The organism is Colwellia sp. SU-HH01217 (genome assembly GCF_057543495.1).
The window spans coordinates 634,175-655,122 of the sequence record NZ_BAAJLX010000001.1 but is presented as its reverse complement, the minus strand read 5'-3'; the positions used below and the strand labels follow the sequence as shown (position 1 = coordinate 655,122).

The following is a 20,948-nucleotide window of genomic DNA, read 5'->3' as shown; positions in this document are numbered from 1 at the left end:
TATACTCAAATTGACTAATTAAAAATAAGGCGATGTAAACTTGTTAGTGTCTATCGCCATGTTATTTATCTTTTATTCGTTTACTAATACATTATTTAATAAAGGCATTGTGTTTAATAAATTTACGGTGCGCTATTAGTTTAGACCTTAATATTAGGCTAAGCAAAATAATGAAGAAAATAGAAATTGCACCACCTCTTGAGGAAGGGGAGTCTTCATTTCTTTCTTTATCTTTTTCATCCTCTTTAACTTCAATTACCGTTACATTAACAGTACCACTGACACTTAAACCGCCACTGTCAGTAGCAGTAATGATAAAGTTGTCATTACCAAAAAAGTTTTCAATTGGTTGGTAACTTAATAAAAGCCCATTAATTTTTACCGTACCGCTATTTGGCTCTTCTTCTATGGTAATAGTATGGCTGTCGTTTAAGTCGGAATCACTAACAATAACTGCTGTTTCAATGCTTTGCGTGTTCATTAATGTTTCGATATTGGCACTAACTGATAATGGAGCATCGTTAATTTGTTCTACTTCAACTGTAAAAGTAATGCTATCAGTGTCATTTAGGTTGTTATTGTCGGTTACGCTAACTAAAACAAAAATTTCGCCTTGATAGTTTTCAGGTGGAATTAAAGTGAAATTATTGTCGTCTATTTTTGTAATAGTTCCAGCGCCAGATAAAGCGGAAATAGTGTTGGCGGTTGTATTGTTATCAGTAACATCAACACTAAAGTTTAATGTTTCTTCGTCTATAAGTTTGGCATTATCAATGGGAGTTATAGATATGTTGCTACTTTTACCACTGGTTAAATAACCAATAGTGCGGCGAACTTCAGTTTTATTTCCTGATATATCTTTTACACTGAACAACAGTTCAATAGTTGGGTCGCTGAACGTTTCATTAAGTTCTATTGTAGTTACTCCTGACTTTTGAGCTTCACCGGCAAGGTTGCTACATTGGTCTGTGCTACCTAATACACAAACAATTAAACTATCTGGCTCAATTCCGCTACCAATATCAACGGTGCCAATTTTTAATGCGGCTAAGTTTTCATCGTTTATTAATGGAAATATATGTAGCGTCGGTTTTTGTGTATCAAGTAACTCTTTAGGGCCGCCTGGGGAGCCTAAGTCAATCCACCGAGATAACAAACCTAGTTCTTCAGCGGTAATTGTGGTCGGATGGTCTGCACCGAAATCTAAATCATCCGTATAGCTGTTGTCTGTATTTCTGTCTGTTCTTTGATTCGCTGCTTTCCAATAAAGTAAACTTCCTAAGGCATTAAACGCTCGAATATAGCGTGTTACTTGTGGTCTTCGGAATGAATAATTATCTCTACCTTCTTCGGTGTTAAACCGGTTGTTAGCTGAAATGCATTCTTGATTAACATCGCCTACTAAGCACCACCAACTAGAGGGAATTTGGTCTCGGTTATTATGATCTCCAGGACGGTCTAAAGCCAATTCTGCTGCAGGAGAGTCTCCTCCGTGACACGAATTACATCGCTCCTCAAAAATAGGCATGATATCTCTGCTAAAGTCGATATTAATAGAATAGCCGATCATATTTTTTACATTAACAGTATTGTCTACTCTACCTGTTAATAGTGGTACAATACCTTCGCCCAATCTAGGAATAGTGTAGTTTGATGTGGAAGCATAGCTTTGCCCAAAAGTAATACGACTAGGTTTTGAGTGGACATGACAACCGCCACAAACTTTTTTCTCACCAGGTTGAAGGTGTTGCCAGGTCATATCAGTATTTAATGTTCTACCTTGGCAATCAATGCCTTGCATTAAATAAGGCGCATTTGCTGGAAAACGTACTAAAAAGCTTGTGTCAGGATTTCCACTGGCATCAATAATACTTTCACCTACATTGTTTTGATTTTTTACTGAAAATTCTCCCAAGATTCCGACTCGTTCACCAAAGAGGTTTGAAATATCATAAACAGTATTTCTACTCCTATTGGGCATAACAGATAATATTCTGATGCCGCATAAATCCTCATCGTCATAATTAATCGTATCAGTGCCTTGTAAATTGAATTGACTTTCTCCCGCAAAACTAATTCCATGTTTTGGGTGGGTTTCTCGGTCGGTTATGGATGCTGCCCCTAATAAGCCAAAAGGTGTTCCTTTTTCAAGCATAGGGTGGCTCGTTTGCTTACTTGCGTTGGAAATATTGTTTGGCATTTCGACACCGTGAATTTTTTGATATGGCACAACGGCTTTTGCCATGATTTCATGCCAATTAGGGCTATCAACAACTAACTCTAAGTCACTTGGGTGTTGTGAAGGAATTTGAGTTGCTTGATATAATCCTGCATCACAACCGGGTGTATCTAAGTTTAAATGAGTCATCATGTTCATCGCAACACCAGTGCCTGAGCCACTAACATGTGTGGGTACTGCTAAGCCTAAGTCCCTAAAAATTTGGCTAGTAGCTAATGTACTACAAGGACCCTTACCCCAAGTTAATAATAAATTGTTGTCGGTTAACGCTGCGGGATGACCAATTTTTCCTGAAAATACTAGTTTATCGGAGTAACTTGGATGAGAGATAGCAGGGTTACTTAAGGTTGTAGATGCTCCGTCATGATTAGTTGCCCATGCTGCAAAATTTATTACGTCTTTGGGCACATAAATATCCGCTTTTTCTTTTGCGTCTGTAGGAGAAATACCTTCTTGGCCATCAGGTTCTGCCATTACGCCAATCAAAACTCCTAAGCCACTATTATTTCGACGGTAATAATCGGAAAACCACACTCTTTCGTCACTGGTTTGAGCAATAAAGTGCGCGGCATTATGATCTTCACCAAAGTAACTTGGTTTATGATCACCACTGTGTTGACCATATAAAGGAAAATTATTTGCACCGTCTGGGTTTTGCATATAAATATGAAACATGTTGCCTAAAGTACTAAATCCTCCGACGGACCCGTTAGTATGACTAAAAGGTTGAGAGCCTAATATTTGCCAGCTAGAATAAGCTAAACGCCCATTTTTTAGTAAGTAAGGATGTTGTTCTTGTGACAGTGAATGATGGCTAGCGAGTATTAAGTTTTTCCAAGTTGGGTCAATACTCCAAATACGAGTACCAACTTGTGAACTGGTTGTTCGCCAAACTACTGTTGTGGTGTTACTATCACGGTTTGAGGTGAAAGCTATCCTACCATTTGCTAAATATGTGGGGCCTGAGTCGTAGATACCTGGTTCAAAAGGCATAACAGAAAGCTTGCCGGTTGCTACGTCAATACTATGAAGGTGAGCGCCCGTCGTTTTAAGTTTTTTATTGGGCAAATTCACACGTTCGGTATAGTTTTGAGCTGCATTTTCAGAGATGATGCGATGATCTACTTTTAAGCTATGATGATAAAGGGAGCCTCTAAACACACTAAACGCAATGGTTCTGCCATCAAAAGATACTGCAGCATCAAGTGCGGCACATGAAGATTCATCGGTAGAGGTGGCCGAGCAGTTGTAGAGAACTCGCTCTTCTCCCAAAGCATCTCGATACATTAAATCACAAGGTGCTGAAAAGTCACCAAAAAAGTTTATAACATCTGGCAGTACATCGTAAATATCTAAACCTTTCATCAGACGTGTAGCTTGCTGAGATGTGTCGCCTATATTTACTTGTGCTGTTATTTCGAAATTGTCGGTGGTTCTAGCACATCTAGAGTAAACAATAGGATCTTGTGCAGAAGCGTATTGGATATCTGCGATAAAGAATAAAAGAACGGAGATTAAAAAAATGGATTTATTGCTTATCATTAAAGCTCCTAGTTTACTTGTTTTTAAACAGTGGTAATTGAATATACATTTACCTTGGTACGTCCATCGATTATCATTTAGTCATTATAAACTCATTTATGGAATAAACATGGGTAAGCTTGGATTTTTTTCAATTATTATGTGTGGAGGAAGCGGTACACGTTTATGGCCTCTTTCTCGTTCACAGTTTCCTAAACAATTTCTTCCTTTAGTTAATGATAGTTCAATGCTACAAGATACAATATCACGAGTGCCTGATATTAATGCATCATCTATTTTTATTTGCAATGAAGATCACCGATTTTTGGTGGCAGAACAAGTCAAACACTCACATTGTATACAACCAACTATTTTACTTGAGCCAGAAGGGCGAAATACTGCCCCAGCTGTTGCCCTTGCAGCATTAACTATCTTACAAAATCAGGATGATGGTTTGATGTTAGTGTTAGCGGCAGATCATGCTATTCAAAATGTAGATAAATTTCATAAAGCTATTGATGTCGCAACGGTTGCTGCAGAGCAGGGGAAATTAGTGACATTCGGGATCGTTCCTACTCACCCTGAAACAGGCTATGGTTATATTAAGCAAGGAGATACGAAAGGAAATGGTTATTATGCCGTCGATAAATTTGTTGAAAAACCTAGCTTAGATGTTGCGCAGTCTTATTTAGACTCTGGTAGCTATCTTTGGAACAGTGGCATGTTTTTATTTAAAGCCTCTCGTTATATTGAAGAGCTTCAAAAATATCGACCAGACATTCTTATAGCTTGCCAGAAAGCTATGGTAGCGGCTAAACAAGATTTGGACTTTTTACGTCCTAACAGTGGTGAATTTTTACAATGTCAAAGTGAGTCGATTGACTATGCGGTAATGGAAAAAACAGCAGACGCAGTGGTTGTTCCTTTAGATGCGGGTTGGAGTGATGTGGGTTCGTACTCCGCATTATGGGATGTATGTCAGCAAGATAATGAAAATAATGTGTTAAAAGGCGATGTTATTGCTCAGCAAACAACAAATAGCTACATCCATAGCGATAATAAATTGATTACCACTTTAGGTGTCGATAATTTAGTGGTTATTGATACACCTGATGCCGTTTTGGTGGCAGATAAAGGGCGTGTACAAGATGTTAAAAATATTGTTGAGCAACTGAAAAAAGAAAAACGCACTGAAGTTCAACTTCACCGAGAGGTATATCGCCCTTGGGGTAAGTATGACAGTGTTGATACGGGAGAGCGTTTCCAAGTTAAACGAATTACAGTAAATGCAGGAGCTAAATTATCGGTACAAATGCATCATCATCGTGCTGAGCATTGGATAATTGTCTCAGGTACCGCCAAGGTGACTTTGGATGATGACACGTTTTTATTGAGTGAGAATCAATCAACATATATTCCAATAGGTGTGGTACACGCATTAGAAAACCCAGGTAAATTACCTTTAGAAATGATTGAAGTGCAATCAGGCAGTTATTTAGGTGAAGATGATATTGTGCGTTTTGAAGATAAGTACGGCCGAGCTTAAGCTTATTTATAATTCAGATCATAGTATTCAATAATAAAGTGCTTAGTATTCAGTGATAAAGGATTAGATGTGAATAGTTCAAAATATGTGTTGTTATTTGGTATACCAAGATCAGGAACGACTTGGGTAGGAAAATTATTCGATAGTCACAAAGACATTAATTACTTACATGAGCCTGATAGTGTAGAGCCCAGTACGGACTTCCCATTATTAGTTGAGCAAAACTCACCGATGAGTGAACAACTTAAGGGTATGGTAAGCAAATGGCTACAGCCAACAGCTGAAAAAGTTATTGCTTCTAGGCCGTTTTTTAAAAAATCGTATATGAGTTTACCACAATGGTGGTTGTTTTTATTGACTGCATATGCGAGCAAAATATCAGCAAAACTTAAGCTTCCATTTTCTTTTAAACCAATACGTACCTTTTCAAATGCACCAGTAACTGTATGGAAGTCTATAGAGTCATTAGGGCGAGTGACAGTTGTCCAAGAGTTATTAGGTGCTCAAGTTGTGCAAATTATTAGACACCCATGTGGGCAAATAGCCTCAACATTTAGAGGTGAAAAAATGCATGTTTTTGAAGGAAGTATTGAAACAAGCGAAGATTGGGATTTTTTCGATAGATTAATCAAACACAGCGATGAACATCGTTTTTCTTTAGAAGATATTAAGAAAATGTATCCAGAAGAAAGGTTAGCATTTCGTTGGGGGGTGATTAATGACTACGCTTTAAAACGCTTAAATAAGACTAACTCAACGGTACTTATTTATGAAGACCTCTGCCGTCAGCCAAAAGCAAAAATAGCAGAATTGTTTACGACTTTAGGATTAATATTAAAAGAAGAGACGCTAGCCTATATCAATGAGTCTACCGGTGGTGATGATACTGCTTATTACGCAACCCAAAAAGTCCCGCTTGTTGCCGCTTATAAATGGAAAGATGAATTATCAACAGAGCAAATTAACCGCATAGCTAACATGGTCAGTCATTTTGAATCGGGTAAGTTCTACGTAGACGATTTTTGACTAATTCTCTGAGTTTATAAAAACTTGCTAAACTTTGGTTAACACCTCTGTATATTATCAGTTGTCAGTTTTATTACCATATGCTGTTCGGGTATTGTATCCACCATTTTATCCCCGAGTTCTTTACGATAATGAGCAGGTTCCCAATACCATTTCATTGCTACTTTAGGTGTGGCAATTGGTGTTTTTTCCAAGGTATAAATGTTGAAACCGTTAAATATTTAGCGGGGTTGTCTGAAGTTAGTAATAAGTATTCTCTTTTCAGTCGCTGATCTAACCAGTTAAGTTTCTGTTTAAAAAAGTAGAATTCTGCATCTGTTAAATACTGGCCAACCGTTCCTAATTTACTCAGTATTGCATTAGGGATTTCAATGCCATATAAGCTGATTAGTAATACCTTTGTGGGAGTCAACAAGGCAAGCAATTTGTTGAAAAGTAAAAAAAAGAAATCACCAATAGGAGAATAGTAGTAGAAAACGACCAACTTTCGCCGGAGAGCATTTATATTTTGTAAAATAAAGCCTGCACACTTAAAGTAGGCAATGGTTAATATGTTAGCCGCGATGCAAAAATAAGCAGTGGTTTATTGAGGATTTTCCCAAGCGACAGCCGACTTTATAACTGAACAGCATTGAGCAGATCAGCAACATTAAGCACTTATGATTTCACCATCCATAAAAGAATAGTGAATAAATCATTAATCCCGCAATAGCTATTTCATTACCCCAGTGCTTAACTAAAGTGAAAAATATCCGCAGATTCAATGGGATAAATAAAAATTCGGCTGAATTAAATAAAACTATTATCTTCCGTGAAGATTCTTTACAATTTTACAACATATTAGTGTTTTATTTTCAATTGTCCCGAGATTTAATTAATGAAATCAACAAAACTCACCTGTTTTAAAGCTTACGACATTCGCGGCAAGTTAGGCGAAGAGCTTAATACTGATATTGCTTACCGTATTGGTCGAGCATTTGCGCAACATACTCTAGCTAAAAAAGTGGTAGTAGGTGGCGATGTTCGCTTAACAAGTGAAGAGTTGAAGTTAGCACTTGCTAATGGTTTGATGGATGGCGGAACTAATGTTATCGATATAGGACTGTCTGGCACTGAGCATATTTACTTTGCGACGAGTCATTTAAATTGCGATGGCGGCATTGTGGTTACGGCAAGCCATAATCCAATAGATTATAACGGTATGAAGTTAGTGAGAGAAAATTCAAAACCAATTAGCGGCGATACGGGCTTACATGATATTCAGGCACTAGCAGAGCAAAATGAATTTATCGAAGTGCAAAATCGTGGTTCATTAACAACTCATAACATCAGCGAAGCTTATACCGAGCACATGCTAAGTTATGTTGATCCCCAAAGTTTTGAGTGTAGAAAAAGTAAGCCATTGAAGTTAGTGGTTAATGCAGGTAATGGCACTGCAGGCCCTGCATTAGATACTATTGAATTGGCATTCAAACAATTAAAAATGCCAGTTGAGTTTATTAAAGTTCACCACGAGGCTGATGGTAATTTCCCTAACGGTATTCCTAATCCGTTATTAGTTGAAAATCGTTCAGCGACTCGTGATGCGGTAATTGCTCACGGGGCTGATATGGGTATTGCTTGGGATGGCGATTTTGATCGTTGTTTTTTGTTTGATGAACAAGGCCAGTTTATTGAAGGGTATTACATCGTAGGTTTACTGGCTGAAAACTTTTTAAATAAATATGCAGGCGCTAAAATTATTCATGATCCTCGTTTAACATGGAACACGATTGATATCGTTGAACAAGCAGGTGGTCAAGCGATTCAAAGTAAAACAGGGCATGCTTTTATTAAAGAGCGTATGCGATTAGAGGATGCAGTGTATGGAGGTGAAATGAGCGCCCATCATTATTTTCGTGATTTCTTTTATTGTGATAGTGGCATGATCCCTTGGTTATTGATTGCTGAGTTAGTATGTTTGCGACAACAACCTTTATCAAATTTGGTTAAAGCGCGTATTGAGGCCTACCCATCGTCAGGAGAGATTAATAATAAAATAGCTAATCCTAAAGAAGCGATAACTCGAGTTTTTGAATATTATCAACCAATAGCATTAATTATTGATGAAACAGATGGCATCAGTATGGAATTTGAAAATTGGCGATTTAGTTTACGCAGTAGTAATACTGAGCCGGTTGTTAGATTAAATGTTGAGTCGAGAAATGATCAAACATTAATGACAGAAAAAACGAAAGAAATTTTAGAGCTACTCTGTAGAACTTGAGTAAAGAGGTTTATGAATTTCTAGGTTGACAGTTGAAATGCGAACGTAATTCCGGTGATTGTTTAGGCCGGAATCTTATGTTTATAAATAGAGATTTTCGACCGATAGACTTCTAAGATGACGGAATTGTATACCTCGAACACAATAAATTGGTGTCATTGGGGCTTAGCGTATTATTTTTTATAAAACTCTTATAAGAAAAGTCATAAAAAGACTGTTAAAAAAACACTGACACGTTAGAATATTTCTATAGAAATTTTGTATTAAACATCTTATAGGAAATAGCAATGAAAATAGGGATCGTCGTCGGCACTCGCCCTGAAATAATCAAAATGGCTCCAGTGATACGTGAGTGTCATGATCGTGGAATTCCTTATTTTATTATTCACTCTAACCAGCATTACTCTGAAGAGATGGACAGCATCTTTTTTAAAGAGTTAGATTTACCCACTCCTCATTATAATTTAGGTGTTGGTTCTGGCTTACATAGTAATCAAACAGGTAACATTTTAATTAAAATGGAGCCTATTCTTATTGACGAAAAGCCAGATGTAGTACTCGTTCAAGGTGATACAAATACCGTATTAGCTGGTGCGCTATCCGCTTCTAAGCTTGATATTAAAGTTGGTCATATTGAAGCTGGCTTACGTAGCTATGATCGCACTATGCCAGAAGAAACCAACCGTATTATGACGGATCACATCAGTGAGTACTTATTTGCTGTTGGCCCTAATCAAAAAGCAATTCTGACTAAAGAAGGTATTAGCGATAGTAAAATATTTACGGTAGGTAATACTGTATCGGACTCATTATTTCAGCACCTAAAATTATCAGAAGATAAAAGCACAATATTGCAAGACTTGGGTGTGGAAGCTGGAAAATATTTTTTGGTGACCGCACACCGTGCATCAAATGTTGATATCCCTTCAAATCTTATGGAATTGTTAGATTTATTTGATCAACTGCATGCTAAATATAGTCAAACTATCGTTTGGCCAATTCACCCACGTACTCAAGCAAAACTGAAAGAATTTAACATTAAAGTACCGGAATATTTAAAACTACTACCTCCTATTGGCTATTTAGATTTCATTCAACTTCAGAAAAAAGCTCAGTTAATTTTAACGGACTCTGGCGGTATTCAAGAAGAAGCTTGTTTATTAGGTGTTCCTTGCATTACTTTGCGTGAAAACACTGAGCGACCAGAATCTATTGAAGTAGGCGCTAATGTGTTAGTTGGTAGAGATGCTAAAAAAGCTTTAACCGCTGCTGATAAATGGTTATCGGCAAGTGCTAGTGGAGATGCTTTTAATTGGGATAATCCTTTTGGGGATGGGCATGTAGCTCAAACCATTATTGATATTATTATCGCAGATAACAGCGAACTTATTGACCAACCCATTGTTGCTAAAAATGAAACAATAGCCGTTGTGGGAATGGGCTACATGGGCTTACCTATTGCTAGTTTATTAGCTCAAGCAGGTTATTCTGTAACGGGTGTCGATTTAAATAAAGAAAAAGTTGAAGCGATAAACCGTGCAGAATGCCCTTTCGATGAAGTGGGGTTACCTGAGTTAATTACCAAAGTTGTTTCGCAAAAATATTTAACCGCTAACACAGAAATTCCATCATCTGATACCTATTTGGTCGCAGTACCTACACCACATAAAGATAACAGTTGTGATCGTAGTTTTGTTTTTAGTGCGGTTGACGCTATCGCAAAAGTAGCAAAAGATGGACAAACTATTATTGTAGAATCGACTATTTCACCGCAAACAAGTATTGCTGTTGCAGAGCGTTTAGCAAAAACTGGTTTGAAAATTGATGTTGTACATTGTCCGGAACGTGCTATACCGGGTGCTACTTTGCACGAGTTAGTGAACAATGACCGTATTATTGGTGCTGCTAGTGCTGTTGCCCAGCAAAAAGTAAAAGCAATTTATCAAAGCTTTGTCAAAGGAGAAGTCTTTTTAACAGACCTAACCACGGCTGAATGTATTAAATTAGTTGAGAATACCTCTCGTGATGTAGGTATTGCATTTGCTAACGAGCTGTCACAAGTGTGTGAAGAATTATCGGTCGACGTTTATGAAGTAATTCGCCTTGCCAATCGTCACCCAAGAGTGAATGTGTTAACACCGGGTCCTGGGGTGGGTGGTCATTGTATCCCTATTGACCCTTGGTTTTTAGTGGAAAATACTAAAGCCGGCGAGTTTGTTCGTTTAGCGAGGGCAATTAACGATGAGCGTCCACATATTGTTGCACAACAAGCTATCGACTTATTAAATACTGTGAAAGGTAAAAAAATCGGTATTTTAGGTGTCGCCTACAAAGCGAATGTTGATGATTGCAGAGAAACTCCTGCAGAAGCGATATTAACGTATTTTGAAAAAGCTGGCATTGAGGTTAGTTATCATGATCAATATGTTCCGCAGTGGGATTGTCCACGGATTGAGTCATTAGATGACATGCAAGAATGGGCTGATGTCTTGGTTCTAGTAACAGACCATGATTGTTATAAAAGTGTAGATTTTAAAACCACGTTGCTTAATACGCGCGGTTAACATAAAAAAGCTCACTTCTTTAGGTGAGCTTTTTTATTAAGAGCCATTGGCAATTGTTGGCTCTGTATATGGCAAGCAGTGAAATATACTGCTGACAATAAAAATAAGACGGTTGAAGGAAAGTACCATGAAATTAATTAAACTTGCTATCGCTACCAGTGTTGCATTGGCCTTATCTGCTTGTAGTGATAATGAAAATGCAGGCACATATCTAATTAAAGCAAAAACTCATTTGAGTGCTAATCAAGTTAACGAAGGCATGATTGAGTTAAAAAATGCATTAAAACTAGAACCGAAAAATGCAGAAGTTCGATTTTTACTTGGTCAACTTTATTTATCGCAAGGTCGCGGACTTGAAGCTGTTAAAGAGTTAGAGCGTGCGAAACAACTTAAATACTCTCCAGAAAAAGTAATCCCTTTACTTGCCCGAGCTTACATTATTACAGAGTCAGACGGCGATGTAATTGCCTTGAGTTCAGAGGCTGAAAAATTATCTGCGGATATTAAAAGTCATTACCTAGCTTATAAAACGCTTGCAGCGTTAAGAAGTGAAGATGTTGAACTGGCAGACGAGACCTTGATTTTAATTAACTCGTTAGCGTCAACAACGGCTTATAATGATTTAGCTCAAGGCTATGTGGCATTTTCTCAAAAAGACTTAGCGCAAGCACAATCACACGTCGATCTTGTTTTAGCGAGTATGCCTGCACAGTTAGATGCACTTATGCTTCAAGGGCAAATACAGGTTGCAGCTGAAAAATATAAAGAGGCCAGTGAAAGTTTTGAGCAATACTTAAAAGCCCAGCCTTATTCTGGATTAGTACAACTATTACTTGCAGATGCGCTATTAAAAGCAGGTGAACTAGAAAAGGCAGAAGCGCATGCTGATGCTATATTAGCTAAAGTAAATAATCAGCCTTTTGCCAATTATATTAAAGCTTCTGTTAGATTCGCCAGCAAAGATTATCAGCAAGCAAGTGAGTTTGCAGAAAAAGCACTACAGGCTAATTTTAAGCAGTTACAACTAAAACTCATTGCGGGTTCAAGTTCGTTCCAGTTAAAAAATTATGAGCAAGCTAATTATCATTTAAGTGCTGTGGCTCAATATTTACCCAAAGATCATGTTGCTAGGCGGATGTTGGCAGTTAGTCAACTCCAGCTTGGTTTAGTTGATGATATTTCAGAAACCTTAAGTGGTTTTGAATCATCGACCGATAAAGACTCTGAATTTATTTCATCATTAAGCTTAAAAATGTTCGAGTTAGGTGCAGTTAACCAAGCAAGAGACTTGGTCGATCAAGCTTCGTCAACTGATTCTCAAGATGCCAAACAAAGTGCTAGAGAAGGTATTTTGAAATTGATGATGAACGATCCATCAGGCATGGAAGATTTAAAAGATGCGATTGAATTAGATCCCGAATTAATTGAGGCTGAATTGGCGCTTGCATTTGCTGCTGTGCAAATGGCCGATATTGAGCAGGCAACGATCATCTCTAAAAAATGGCAGGAAAACTACCCCAAAAAATCGGGTGGTTTTAATTTGTTAGCGGCTATCAATATAAAGGAAAAAAGATTCGAAGAGGCGAAAGAAGCGTTGCAGAAAAGCCTTAAACTTGAGTCAAATAATTTCTATGCATTAACTGAAATGGTAAAAGTTGAAGCGCTATTAAATAACACTGATAAGGCGAAGAAGCTTTCCTCAACATTAATAAAAAATTACCCTAATAGTGTTAAAGTTTTAGGGCAATACTTTCAATTAAACCCTAATGAAACCGGTTTAATACCATTAAAATCTTCAGTAGAAGCTAACAATGCTCAAATTAGAGTGGGTATATTATATGCTGAAGCATTATTTAGTTTATCGCGTATTGAAGAGTCTATTGAAGTATTAAAATCTTATAAAACGGATATAAAAACACCGAAAAAATATTGGCAATTACTCTACCGAGTAACGCGTGAGTTAAATAAACCTGCACAGCTAAAAGCAGTGTTAGATGATTGGCGAAAAGTGAACCCTTATCATATTGAGCCTGTGGTTTTGTTGGCGGACTTTTATGGCAAGAAAAGGGAATATAGCCGTGCGATTAGTTTAATTAATTCAGCAATATCACAACATGACAATAATTTACTCTTAAGAATTGTTAAACTGAACTTATTACTTAATAGCCAGCAAACACAAGAAGCAAAGACACTATTTGCTACCTTTGATCGTAAAGAGCTCAGTGAGAGTTTTATTGCAGGCATTGAAGGAAGACTCTTCTTATTAGAAAAAAATTATGCTGAAGCGGTACCTAAACTAGCGCTTTTTTATCAAGCTAAACCCAACCATCAAAATGTGATCAATTTGGCGGTAGCTCTACAAGGAAATAACGAAGTTCCTCGTGCCACAACGTTATTAGAAGATCATCTTAATCAATTTAAGGGGAATGAAAGGGTAAGAACGCTACTCGCCTCGCTTTATCTTAACGGCCAACAACAAAAAGCATTAGCAAGCTATCAAGAAATTATAAAAACACAGCCTAATAATGTGCTAGTTAATAACAATTTAGCTTGGTTGTATATGGAAGGGGGTAGTATCGATAAAGCATTAGTTCATGCGGAAACGGCTTATAACCTCGCTCCAAAACATGCGAATGTTGTTGATACCTATAGCCAAGTTTTACTCAAGTCAGGTAATAAAAGGTTATCGTTAGAAAAAGCTGAGAAAGCTTATGAATTATCAGAAGGCAAAGATATTGATATTACTTTGAATTACATTGAAGTATTGATAGCTAATAGTAGGAAAAACGAAGCAAAAAGATTGCTGGAGAGCATTAAAACGAATAATGAAACACAACAAGCTAAAAAAAATCAAATAGAAAACCAGCTTTAACGAAAAAATACGACAGTTATCTATCTGTCGTTAATGAATAAGTTTTAATCGTGTTAGCGTTAAAGTTACTCATGTTAAGTGGCACATTAAATATGATATTTACTAAAAGGAATTGGAATGAATAAGTTAATTATGACCTCAATAGTATTTACGCTAACAATAGCAACTTTTGCCTGTAGCGAAAAAAATACGGTTCAGGATTATTTAAAGCGAGCTCAACAGTATAGTGTTAATAATAATATCAACAGTGCAATTGTGGAGCTAAAAAACGCTGTTAGGTTAGCCCCTAAAAATACAGAAGCAAGGCTTAGACTTGGACAAGCATATTTACAGCAGGGAAGTTATATTAATGCTGAAAAAGAACTACAAAGGGCTAAAGAGTTAGGCCACGATGTGCGGGTAGATTTAGTTAAGGTAAAAGTTAAGCTAGATAAATTTGATGAAATTTATGATATCGCAAGAAATAGCACGGATTTATCTGATAATCAGTATGTTATTGTTTTAACTTATGCAGGCATAGCAGCTTTAAATAATGGCAATATTGAAAAAGCGCAAGATTATTTAGGACAGGCGATTACAATTAGTGCGGATTCTTCATATTCAAAAATCGCCAGCGCCTATTTGTCAAGATCGCATGAAGAATATAAGCAGGGGCTTGTAACCCTTGATAATATATTAAAAACCTCACCGGATTTTTCAGAAGCTATATTGTTAAAAGGGCATTTGTTATTTGCTATAGAAGAATTCGAGCTAGCAAGCGAGAGCTTTTCTTATTATCGGCAATTACATCCTCAAGACTATACTGTTTTATATTTTGAGATTAATAGTTTAATCCGAGCTGAGTATTATGAAGAGGCAGAGAAAATTGTTGATGAATTACTTACACTTTTTAGTACGGCACCTTTAGCGAATCAATATAAAGCCCAGTTATTATATCTAGAAAAAAACTACAAACAAGCTAAGGAATTTGCAGAGATTGCCATTCAAAATGGCGGTGATAATTTTATTATAGCTAAGGCTATCGCCGGTGTTAGTGCATTCCAACTAGAGGACATGGAGCAAGCTTATAATTATTTAAATTCAATTGAAGCTAAATTGCCTTTGTCTCACCCCGTTCAAAAAATACTTGCTGTGGTAAAAATGAAACTTGGGTATTTAACTGATGCTGCTTTTACATTAAATCAGCTCGAAGGGTTGACTGCCGAAGACAGTAACTTATTACAATTTACTAGTATGGAATTGATGAAGGCAGGGGATTATGATGCGGCACAGGCTTTGATAGATAAAGCTGGTGATGTGCTTCCAAACAACGCTAATGTAATGGCTCAAAAAGGCGTGTTGCTATTATCCCAAAACGATTTATCAGGCATCAAAGCATTAGAGCAAGCATTAAAGTTAGATCCAAATATTGTTGGTGTTGAACTACCTTTAGCACTTCAATATATAGCTAATAAAGAATATCAAAAAGTAGAAGCCGTTATTGAAAGCTTACAATTAAAAGGTGACGAGATAACTGCTCATCTTATTAAAGGGGTACTGTTTATTGATAAAAAGGAAATTACCCAATCACAAGAAGCTTTTAATCAAGTTTTAATATTAGATCCAAACAACATTACCGCTTTATATAATCTTGGTATTTTGGCTGAAAATGAAGAAAATATTATTGAAGGAATAAATTTATATCAAAGAGTATTACACCTTCAGCCAGGGCATATAGGGGCTATTAAACATTTAAGTGAATCTCAAATTAGCCTTGGAAAAATTTCAGAGGTAATTGAATTTCTAACGGGGTTATATAGTAATAATAAAGAGGAGAAAAATTTAGCATTTGCTTTAGCTCAAAACTTGAGAATCAACAAGCAAGTAGATGATGCAATAATTATTTTAAAAGAAATTAAACCTAAAGATGAATTACCTATTAGCTATTGGATGAACTTAGGTGATAGTTACACGACAATAAAAAGCCTATCGAACGCTAAAAATACCTACTCGGAAGGCTTAAAATATTTCCCAGATAATTATTTATTACTACTACGACTTATTGGTTTGTTAGAGATTGAAAAGCAATACGCTCAAGCTCTACAAGCAGCTTTGAGTGCTTACAATAAATACCCTAACAATACACGTTTAGAAATGCTACTTGCTCATTTTGAATTGTTGAATAACGATTTGGAAGGCACACAGAGCTACCTTGTTAAGTTAAGAGCTAAAAAGCTGAACCATCCGTTTGTTCATACCGTTGAAGGTAAATTAGCGCTCAGTCTTAAAGAGTATGATAGCGCAGTTGAACATTTTTCAATGGCTTATCAACAAGACCTTAGTGAAGTTAATGTTATCAACTTGGCGCGAGCGCTTAAGTTTAGTGGTCAGCAGCAAGAGGCTGAAAATGCTTTAGAGAGTTACTTGTCTGATAATAGTAATAATATTCGAGTTAGAGTGCTTCTGGCTGGGCTATATGAGGATAAGGATCGATCAAAAATTATTCACCAATATAGAGAGATATTGAAAGGTACACCAGACAATTTTGTTATTTTGAATAATCTCGCGTGGAATTTATATTTGAATGGTGAAACAGATCAAGCATTAGTAGAAATTGAAAAAGCAAACTCTCTACAGCCATCAAACATAGCTATTTTAGAAAGTTATGGCGTTATTTTAATATCAAACGATAAATATGATGAGGGTGTTTTAGTGTTGACGAAAGCGATTGACAGCGGTTCAACAGACATCAAAGTGTTTACTAGTTTAGCGGAAGGCCTTATTGCACAGGAAAAGTACACCGAGGCAAAGAGTATTCTAATGAGTATTAATACTCAAACTGAAGAAGAATCAATAATCGTTAATAAATTACTCAAAGTATTAAATAAAGCTTAATTAGAGCAAAGACTTGCTTAATGATAGATAAATTATTAAGCGTTTAATATGAATGAAACCTTGTTAATGTCTATGAGTGACTTCACAAAAACGTTGAGACGTTATAGTTTCAACCTTAAATAAGTGCCTTGTTATTGATATTAATCGGGTGTTATAGAAGCTATACGGTTAATATTGAGTTTACTGAATATGACAAGTATTAAATGCTAATATCATAACTGATTATTAATTTCCCTGTTTAAAAATTGACTTCGATTAACTTCTTTGAAGAGAGCACACAGGCTTAATTATGATCATATGAAATTTAGCTTAAGACAATAAAAAGCCTAGCATTCGCTAGGCTTAGTCAGTATAAATCTTTCAATTATCGTTATTTATTTAACTTTTTACGACTTGCGAAGCCTAATAAAGCTAGACCGAATAAAGCGATAGTCGAAGGTTCAGGGATTGAATTACCCGCTAAATCTAAAGTACCAAATAATGGGTAACCTGGAACATTTAAATTAGCTGGTTGAAAAGAAGAGGTAAATGCCATATCCGAACCATTCATTCTTCCATTAGTATCAAAGTTATTTGCAGCCATACCGCCAACTACATCTAAAAATCCGCCACCAAAACCTTGAACAGATAATGGGTCAAATAAGTTATTTGCAAAACCAGTAAGTAAGCCGTTGTTCACTAAAGATAAGAAGTTATCACCGTCAGCAGCTGATGCAAGAGTAGGAGCAAGTAAACTAAACTCAGGGCTATCGTCTACCCATAGGTCAAACACAACATTGTCAAACTCAAATGCAAATGCTGAACCGACTGTTGCTGTAGCTGCGGTTAATTCTAATGAGAAAGTATAGGTTAACTCACAACTTGGACAGAACACAGACTGGTCAGTGCCATTGAAGTTAGTGATAATACCGAAACCTGTAACCACATCGCCTACAGCACCCGCGAAAGTTTCATAAGTTGTACCATTAGATTGAAAATCTAAGCCTGAGTCAGGATCCCATACAACACCGCCAACGTTAATATCACCTGCTTGCGCGGTCATAGATAATGATACAGCGGCAAAGCCTGCTAATAATCCTTTTTTAATATTCATTATATTCTCCAATAGTAATTGATCGATTTTGTTTAACTATTAATCAAAATGCATGTAATATGCCAACTATAGTAATTTTATTCATATCTTTGTTTATAAAGGGAAATATTTTAATTGTTGTTTTTTTAAATAATTTGATGAATGAAAAGTGTAAAAAAAATAGACATTATTTAGCGTTTAAATGATGTTGCTTTTCTGCGATGGGTTCTGACTTTAATTGGTTTGTTTTTGCCAATACGGAAAAACATCAAGCCACAGTGATTTGGAGACTTATTTATATTCATTAAATCTTGCATTTGTAGATTGACGTGAGCTAAATCTCCTTCAAATTCTTGCTCACAATTAATAAATCCAAGAGAGAAAATCCCCGGTGCAGCATAAGGTTGTACAGCCAAACCACATTGTGTCGCCTGTAACCAAACACGTTGTATAGCTCTTCCTGCTTTTATAACACTAAGGCGGCTATTATCATTCATCGTAATTAATAATAAGGCCGGTGAAAACATAATAGGTATTTTAACGGATCTAAGCCCAAGCATAGATGCCCCCCCCAGTTTATTGATTATTTTCATAAATGACCATTTTTTCATCAATTTAAAAAATGGCTGTGCAGGCTTCTCAATAGCTAAGACTGAAATATGCATTCCTTCAGAAGAATCTTCTTGATCAAACTTTACTGTAGAAAAAAGCTCTTGATGTAATATTTCACTTTTAAAGCGTATAGTTTCGGCTTGTTGAATCACAGGTAGCGCACGTTTAATGGATTTTTTATCTTCAAACCAAATAGTATTGCAGTCGTGACTTTGGGCCGCGGCAGTTAACTGTGCTTTATTATTTTGAGTTATTGGGCCTTTGAACGGAAATCGGCGATCTGTACATCGATTAAAAATTTCCTTTGCTAAATTATCTGGGTCTTCTTGATTTTCATTTAAAGTGGTAAATACTATCTTAGCCACGTAAAGTTCGTCACTTTCACCATTTGGAAAGTAATCTATATGGCTTTGTAACATTAGTGATTTTGCTTGGATAGCTATATTTTCTATTACTGCGCCAAGGGCAATATCAGATAAAACAAAACGATTGTCTGATGCCTTACCTGCTCGTGATTTATCAATCCAAAGGCTTAGCGTGGTATTGGCTAGCCAACTAAATTTAAAAGGTTGGCTATTGTCAGCAGAAGGGGCGGCTATGGCTGCATTGATAATGAGGTCTTGAGTTTCTTGATTTAGCATGGCTTGCCTATTTGAGAAAGTAGTGAATTGAAAAGGTTAAATGCCCATTCGTTTTTTAGCCACTTTATAAGCTAATTGTTGTATGAGATTGTTGTTACCACCTGGACGCCACGTTTTTTTAAATTTGTTAAGGTAGGCATCATAATGTTGACCCCAAGGTACATTGAGAACTTCACCGCGTTTAAGAAAAATTTTAGCTACTTGTGCTGCGGTTACACCTGTTGCTAACTGGCAGCCAATGATTGTCGATGGGCCTTTCTTGTTCGCTAAATCAAGTTTACTAGGATCAACTAAATAGGCTTGTTGAAGAGCGGCGGGCGTTAAACCAAGAAAAAATCTTAGGTATTGTTCATTTTCTGTATAGCCTTCTAAACGGAAATATTCTTCAAATGTCATTTTACCTGGTAGAAAGTTTAAATAAGCCGTACCCATACCTATTGGTGCGGCAGTTGTTGCGGGAATGGCTTTATCGGCACAAAGTTTAAAGACATTCATTCTTGCTTTTATTGCAAAAAAATCTAATGAATCTACATAGCAATCAACATCTTCGAGAAATGCTTCAGTGTTATTTTCATTAATCCCCTCAGGAAACAGCTTAATCTCTAGCTCTGGGTTAATCTCTTTAGCCATAGCGACCATAGTATCGAGCTTTTTCTTATCGTAGGTCGTTACGTTTGCACCTGCTTGTCGGTTTGTGTTTTCGCAAGCAAATTCGTCAAAATCAGATAAATGAAATTTTGTGATACCTAGTCTAACGAGTGTTAGTAAATGAAAGCCACCAACACCACCCATACCCGCTATAGCAACGCGCTTGGTTTTTAAAATGTGTTGTTCAGTATCAGTAAACCAGCCAATATTGCGAGAGAAGGCTAAATCATATTCAAATGTGGCGTTCATGGAGGATGATCCTTTATGTATTGAGCTTAACTTACCTGTCGGTTACATTTGTAAAGGGCAAAAGTGATATTTGGTTTTTAATGTCATTGTAAATGATATCGTATAACTCTTGTAATTCTGTCGTGAGCTGAGATCTAAAGCCGCTTCTTGGTAAATGAAACATCGCTCTTTGACCGTGATAATCCATTGGTTCACCGACTTGTTGAAAAGGTAAGCCAAAACGTATGAGTCGGCGATTAAGTCGTGGTTCCATCATGACAAAAGCCCCAGTATGATTACAAATATCAGATAAAGAAACTGCAGCTAAGTAAAGACCCATGGCAATATTAGGGAAGTTTCTTCTTTCATCTTCCGTATACACAGTTTCTGGGTTAACTTTATTAATAATAAACGGGGTGTTTTTCTCTTTTTCTCTACGACGAAAAGAGGCTAAAACAGCTAATCTTGAGATCTCTCCAAAACTCCCTCGAGGTAAAATACTTGAATCGATAATATCAGTGTTGGCGGTGTGTAAACAATTTTTTTCAAAGGGTAATTGCAAATCAGGTTGATTGGCAGGGGGAATTACTAAACGAACACATCCAGCAAAAACTCCGGTGCGCTTATGCTCTATTAAGCAATGATATGCATAGTCATCACACTCATCTGTTTCCATGACAAGTGAATTTTCAGGCTCCCAACCTAATTCTTGACTATAGACCCCATAACGTATTTTAAAGGCTTCTTGTCTTAAGGCTTTTGTATTAGCAAATTTTATTTGAAAATACTGGCTAAAGTGATTGGCAATTGTATAGTTACTCATTATTGAGACCATTACT

Annotated in this window: 11 protein-coding genes; 6 read left to right on the top strand and 5 right to left on the bottom strand. The window is 36.6% G+C overall.

Annotation, left to right across the window (positions count from 1 at the left end):
• Positions 1-91: 91 nt before the first annotated feature.
• Positions 92-3,781 carry an Ig-like domain-containing protein gene (locus tag AC27G3_RS02780; RefSeq protein WP_487118561.1) on the bottom strand — a complete coding sequence of 1,230 codons (3,690 nt, stop codon included), beginning with the start codon at positions 3,779-3,781 and terminating at the stop codon, positions 92-94.
• A gap of 109 nt (positions 3,782-3,890) precedes the next feature.
• Here AC27G3_RS02780 and AC27G3_RS02775 point away from each other — a divergent pair, with 109 nt between their 5' ends.
• The 6 genes from AC27G3_RS02775 (at position 3,891) to prsT (AC27G3_RS02750) (ending at position 16,908) form a co-directional block, all read left to right on the top strand.
• A complete protein-coding gene (locus AC27G3_RS02775; protein WP_487118559.1) occupies positions 3,891-5,306 on the top strand; it encodes a mannose-1-phosphate guanylyltransferase/mannose-6-phosphate isomerase in 1,416 nt (471 codons plus the stop codon).
• Positions 5,307-5,375: 69 nt separating this feature from the next.
• Complete coding sequence (locus tag AC27G3_RS02770) at positions 5,376-6,332, top strand: sulfotransferase (RefSeq protein ID WP_487118557.1); 957 nt, start codon at positions 5,376-5,378, stop codon at positions 6,330-6,332.
• 877 nt (positions 6,333-7,209) lie between these two features.
• Complete coding sequence (locus tag AC27G3_RS02765) at positions 7,210-8,598, top strand: phosphohexomutase domain-containing protein (protein WP_487118555.1); 1,389 nt, start codon at positions 7,210-7,212, stop codon at positions 8,596-8,598.
• A 287-nt stretch (positions 8,599-8,885) separates the two neighbouring features.
• Positions 8,886-11,162, top strand: a complete 2,277-nt coding sequence (gene wecB / locus AC27G3_RS02760; RefSeq protein WP_487118554.1) for a non-hydrolyzing UDP-N-acetylglucosamine 2-epimerase — start codon at positions 8,886-8,888, stop codon at positions 11,160-11,162.
• 127 nt (positions 11,163-11,289) lie between these two features.
• Positions 11,290-14,034, top strand: coding sequence for an XrtA/PEP-CTERM system TPR-repeat protein PrsT (gene prsT / locus AC27G3_RS02755; protein ID WP_487118552.1), 2,745 nt, complete (start codon positions 11,290-11,292; stop codon positions 14,032-14,034).
• Between the two features lie 117 nt (positions 14,035-14,151).
• Complete coding sequence (gene prsT / locus AC27G3_RS02750) at positions 14,152-16,908, top strand: XrtA/PEP-CTERM system TPR-repeat protein PrsT (RefSeq protein ID WP_487118550.1); 2,757 nt, start codon at positions 14,152-14,154, stop codon at positions 16,906-16,908.
• Positions 16,909-17,278: 370 nt separating this feature from the next.
• Here prsT (AC27G3_RS02750) and AC27G3_RS02745 read toward each other — a convergent pair whose 3' ends face one another.
• From AC27G3_RS02745 to AC27G3_RS02730, 4 genes are all read right to left on the bottom strand, one after another.
• On the bottom strand, positions 17,279-18,001 hold the full coding sequence (locus tag AC27G3_RS02745; RefSeq protein WP_487118549.1) for a PEP-CTERM sorting domain-containing protein: 723 nt from the start codon (positions 17,999-18,001) through the stop codon (positions 17,279-17,281).
• Between the two features lie 170 nt (positions 18,002-18,171).
• Positions 18,172-19,233, bottom strand: a complete 1,062-nt coding sequence (locus AC27G3_RS02740; protein ID WP_487118547.1) for a hypothetical protein — start codon at positions 19,231-19,233, stop codon at positions 18,172-18,174.
• Between the two features lie 36 nt (positions 19,234-19,269).
• Positions 19,270-20,130 (bottom strand): ThiF family adenylyltransferase, encoded by an 861-nt coding sequence (locus AC27G3_RS02735; RefSeq protein WP_487118545.1) that lies wholly within the window; start codon positions 20,128-20,130, stop codon positions 19,270-19,272.
• A 31-nt stretch (positions 20,131-20,161) separates the two neighbouring features.
• Complete coding sequence (locus tag AC27G3_RS02730; RefSeq protein ID WP_487118543.1) at positions 20,162-20,932, bottom strand: PEP-CTERM/exosortase system-associated acyltransferase; 771 nt, start codon at positions 20,930-20,932, stop codon at positions 20,162-20,164.
• Between the last annotated feature and the right edge of the window lie 16 nt (positions 20,933-20,948).

Bases quoted from the DNA above. Each gene is read 5' to 3' on its own strand.
- AC27G3_RS02780 (WP_487118561.1), bottom strand. From the start codon at position 3,781: ATGATAAGCAATAAATCCATTTTTTTAATCTCCGTTCTTTTATTCTTT.
- AC27G3_RS02775 (WP_487118559.1), top strand. From the start codon at position 3,891: ATGGGTAAGCTTGGATTTTTTTCAATTATTATGTGTGGAGGAAGCGGT.
- AC27G3_RS02765 (WP_487118555.1), top strand. From the start codon at position 7,210: ATGAAATCAACAAAACTCACCTGTTTTAAAGCTTACGACATTCGCGGC.
- wecB (WP_487118554.1), top strand. From the start codon at position 8,886: ATGAAAATAGGGATCGTCGTCGGCACTCGCCCTGAAATAATCAAAATG.
- prsT (WP_487118552.1), top strand. From the start codon at position 11,290: ATGAAATTAATTAAACTTGCTATCGCTACCAGTGTTGCATTGGCCTTA.
- prsT (WP_487118550.1), top strand. From the start codon at position 14,152: ATGAATAAGTTAATTATGACCTCAATAGTATTTACGCTAACAATAGCA.
- AC27G3_RS02745 (WP_487118549.1), bottom strand. From the start codon at position 18,001: ATGAATATTAAAAAAGGATTATTAGCAGGCTTTGCCGCTGTATCATTA.
- AC27G3_RS02740 (WP_487118547.1), bottom strand. From the start codon at position 19,233: ATGCTAAATCAAGAAACTCAAGACCTCATTATCAATGCAGCCATAGCC.
- AC27G3_RS02735 (WP_487118545.1), bottom strand. From the start codon at position 20,130: ATGAACGCCACATTTGAATATGATTTAGCCTTCTCTCGCAATATTGGC.
- AC27G3_RS02730 (WP_487118543.1), bottom strand. From the start codon at position 20,932: ATGAGTAACTATACAATTGCCAATCACTTTAGCCAGTATTTTCAAATA.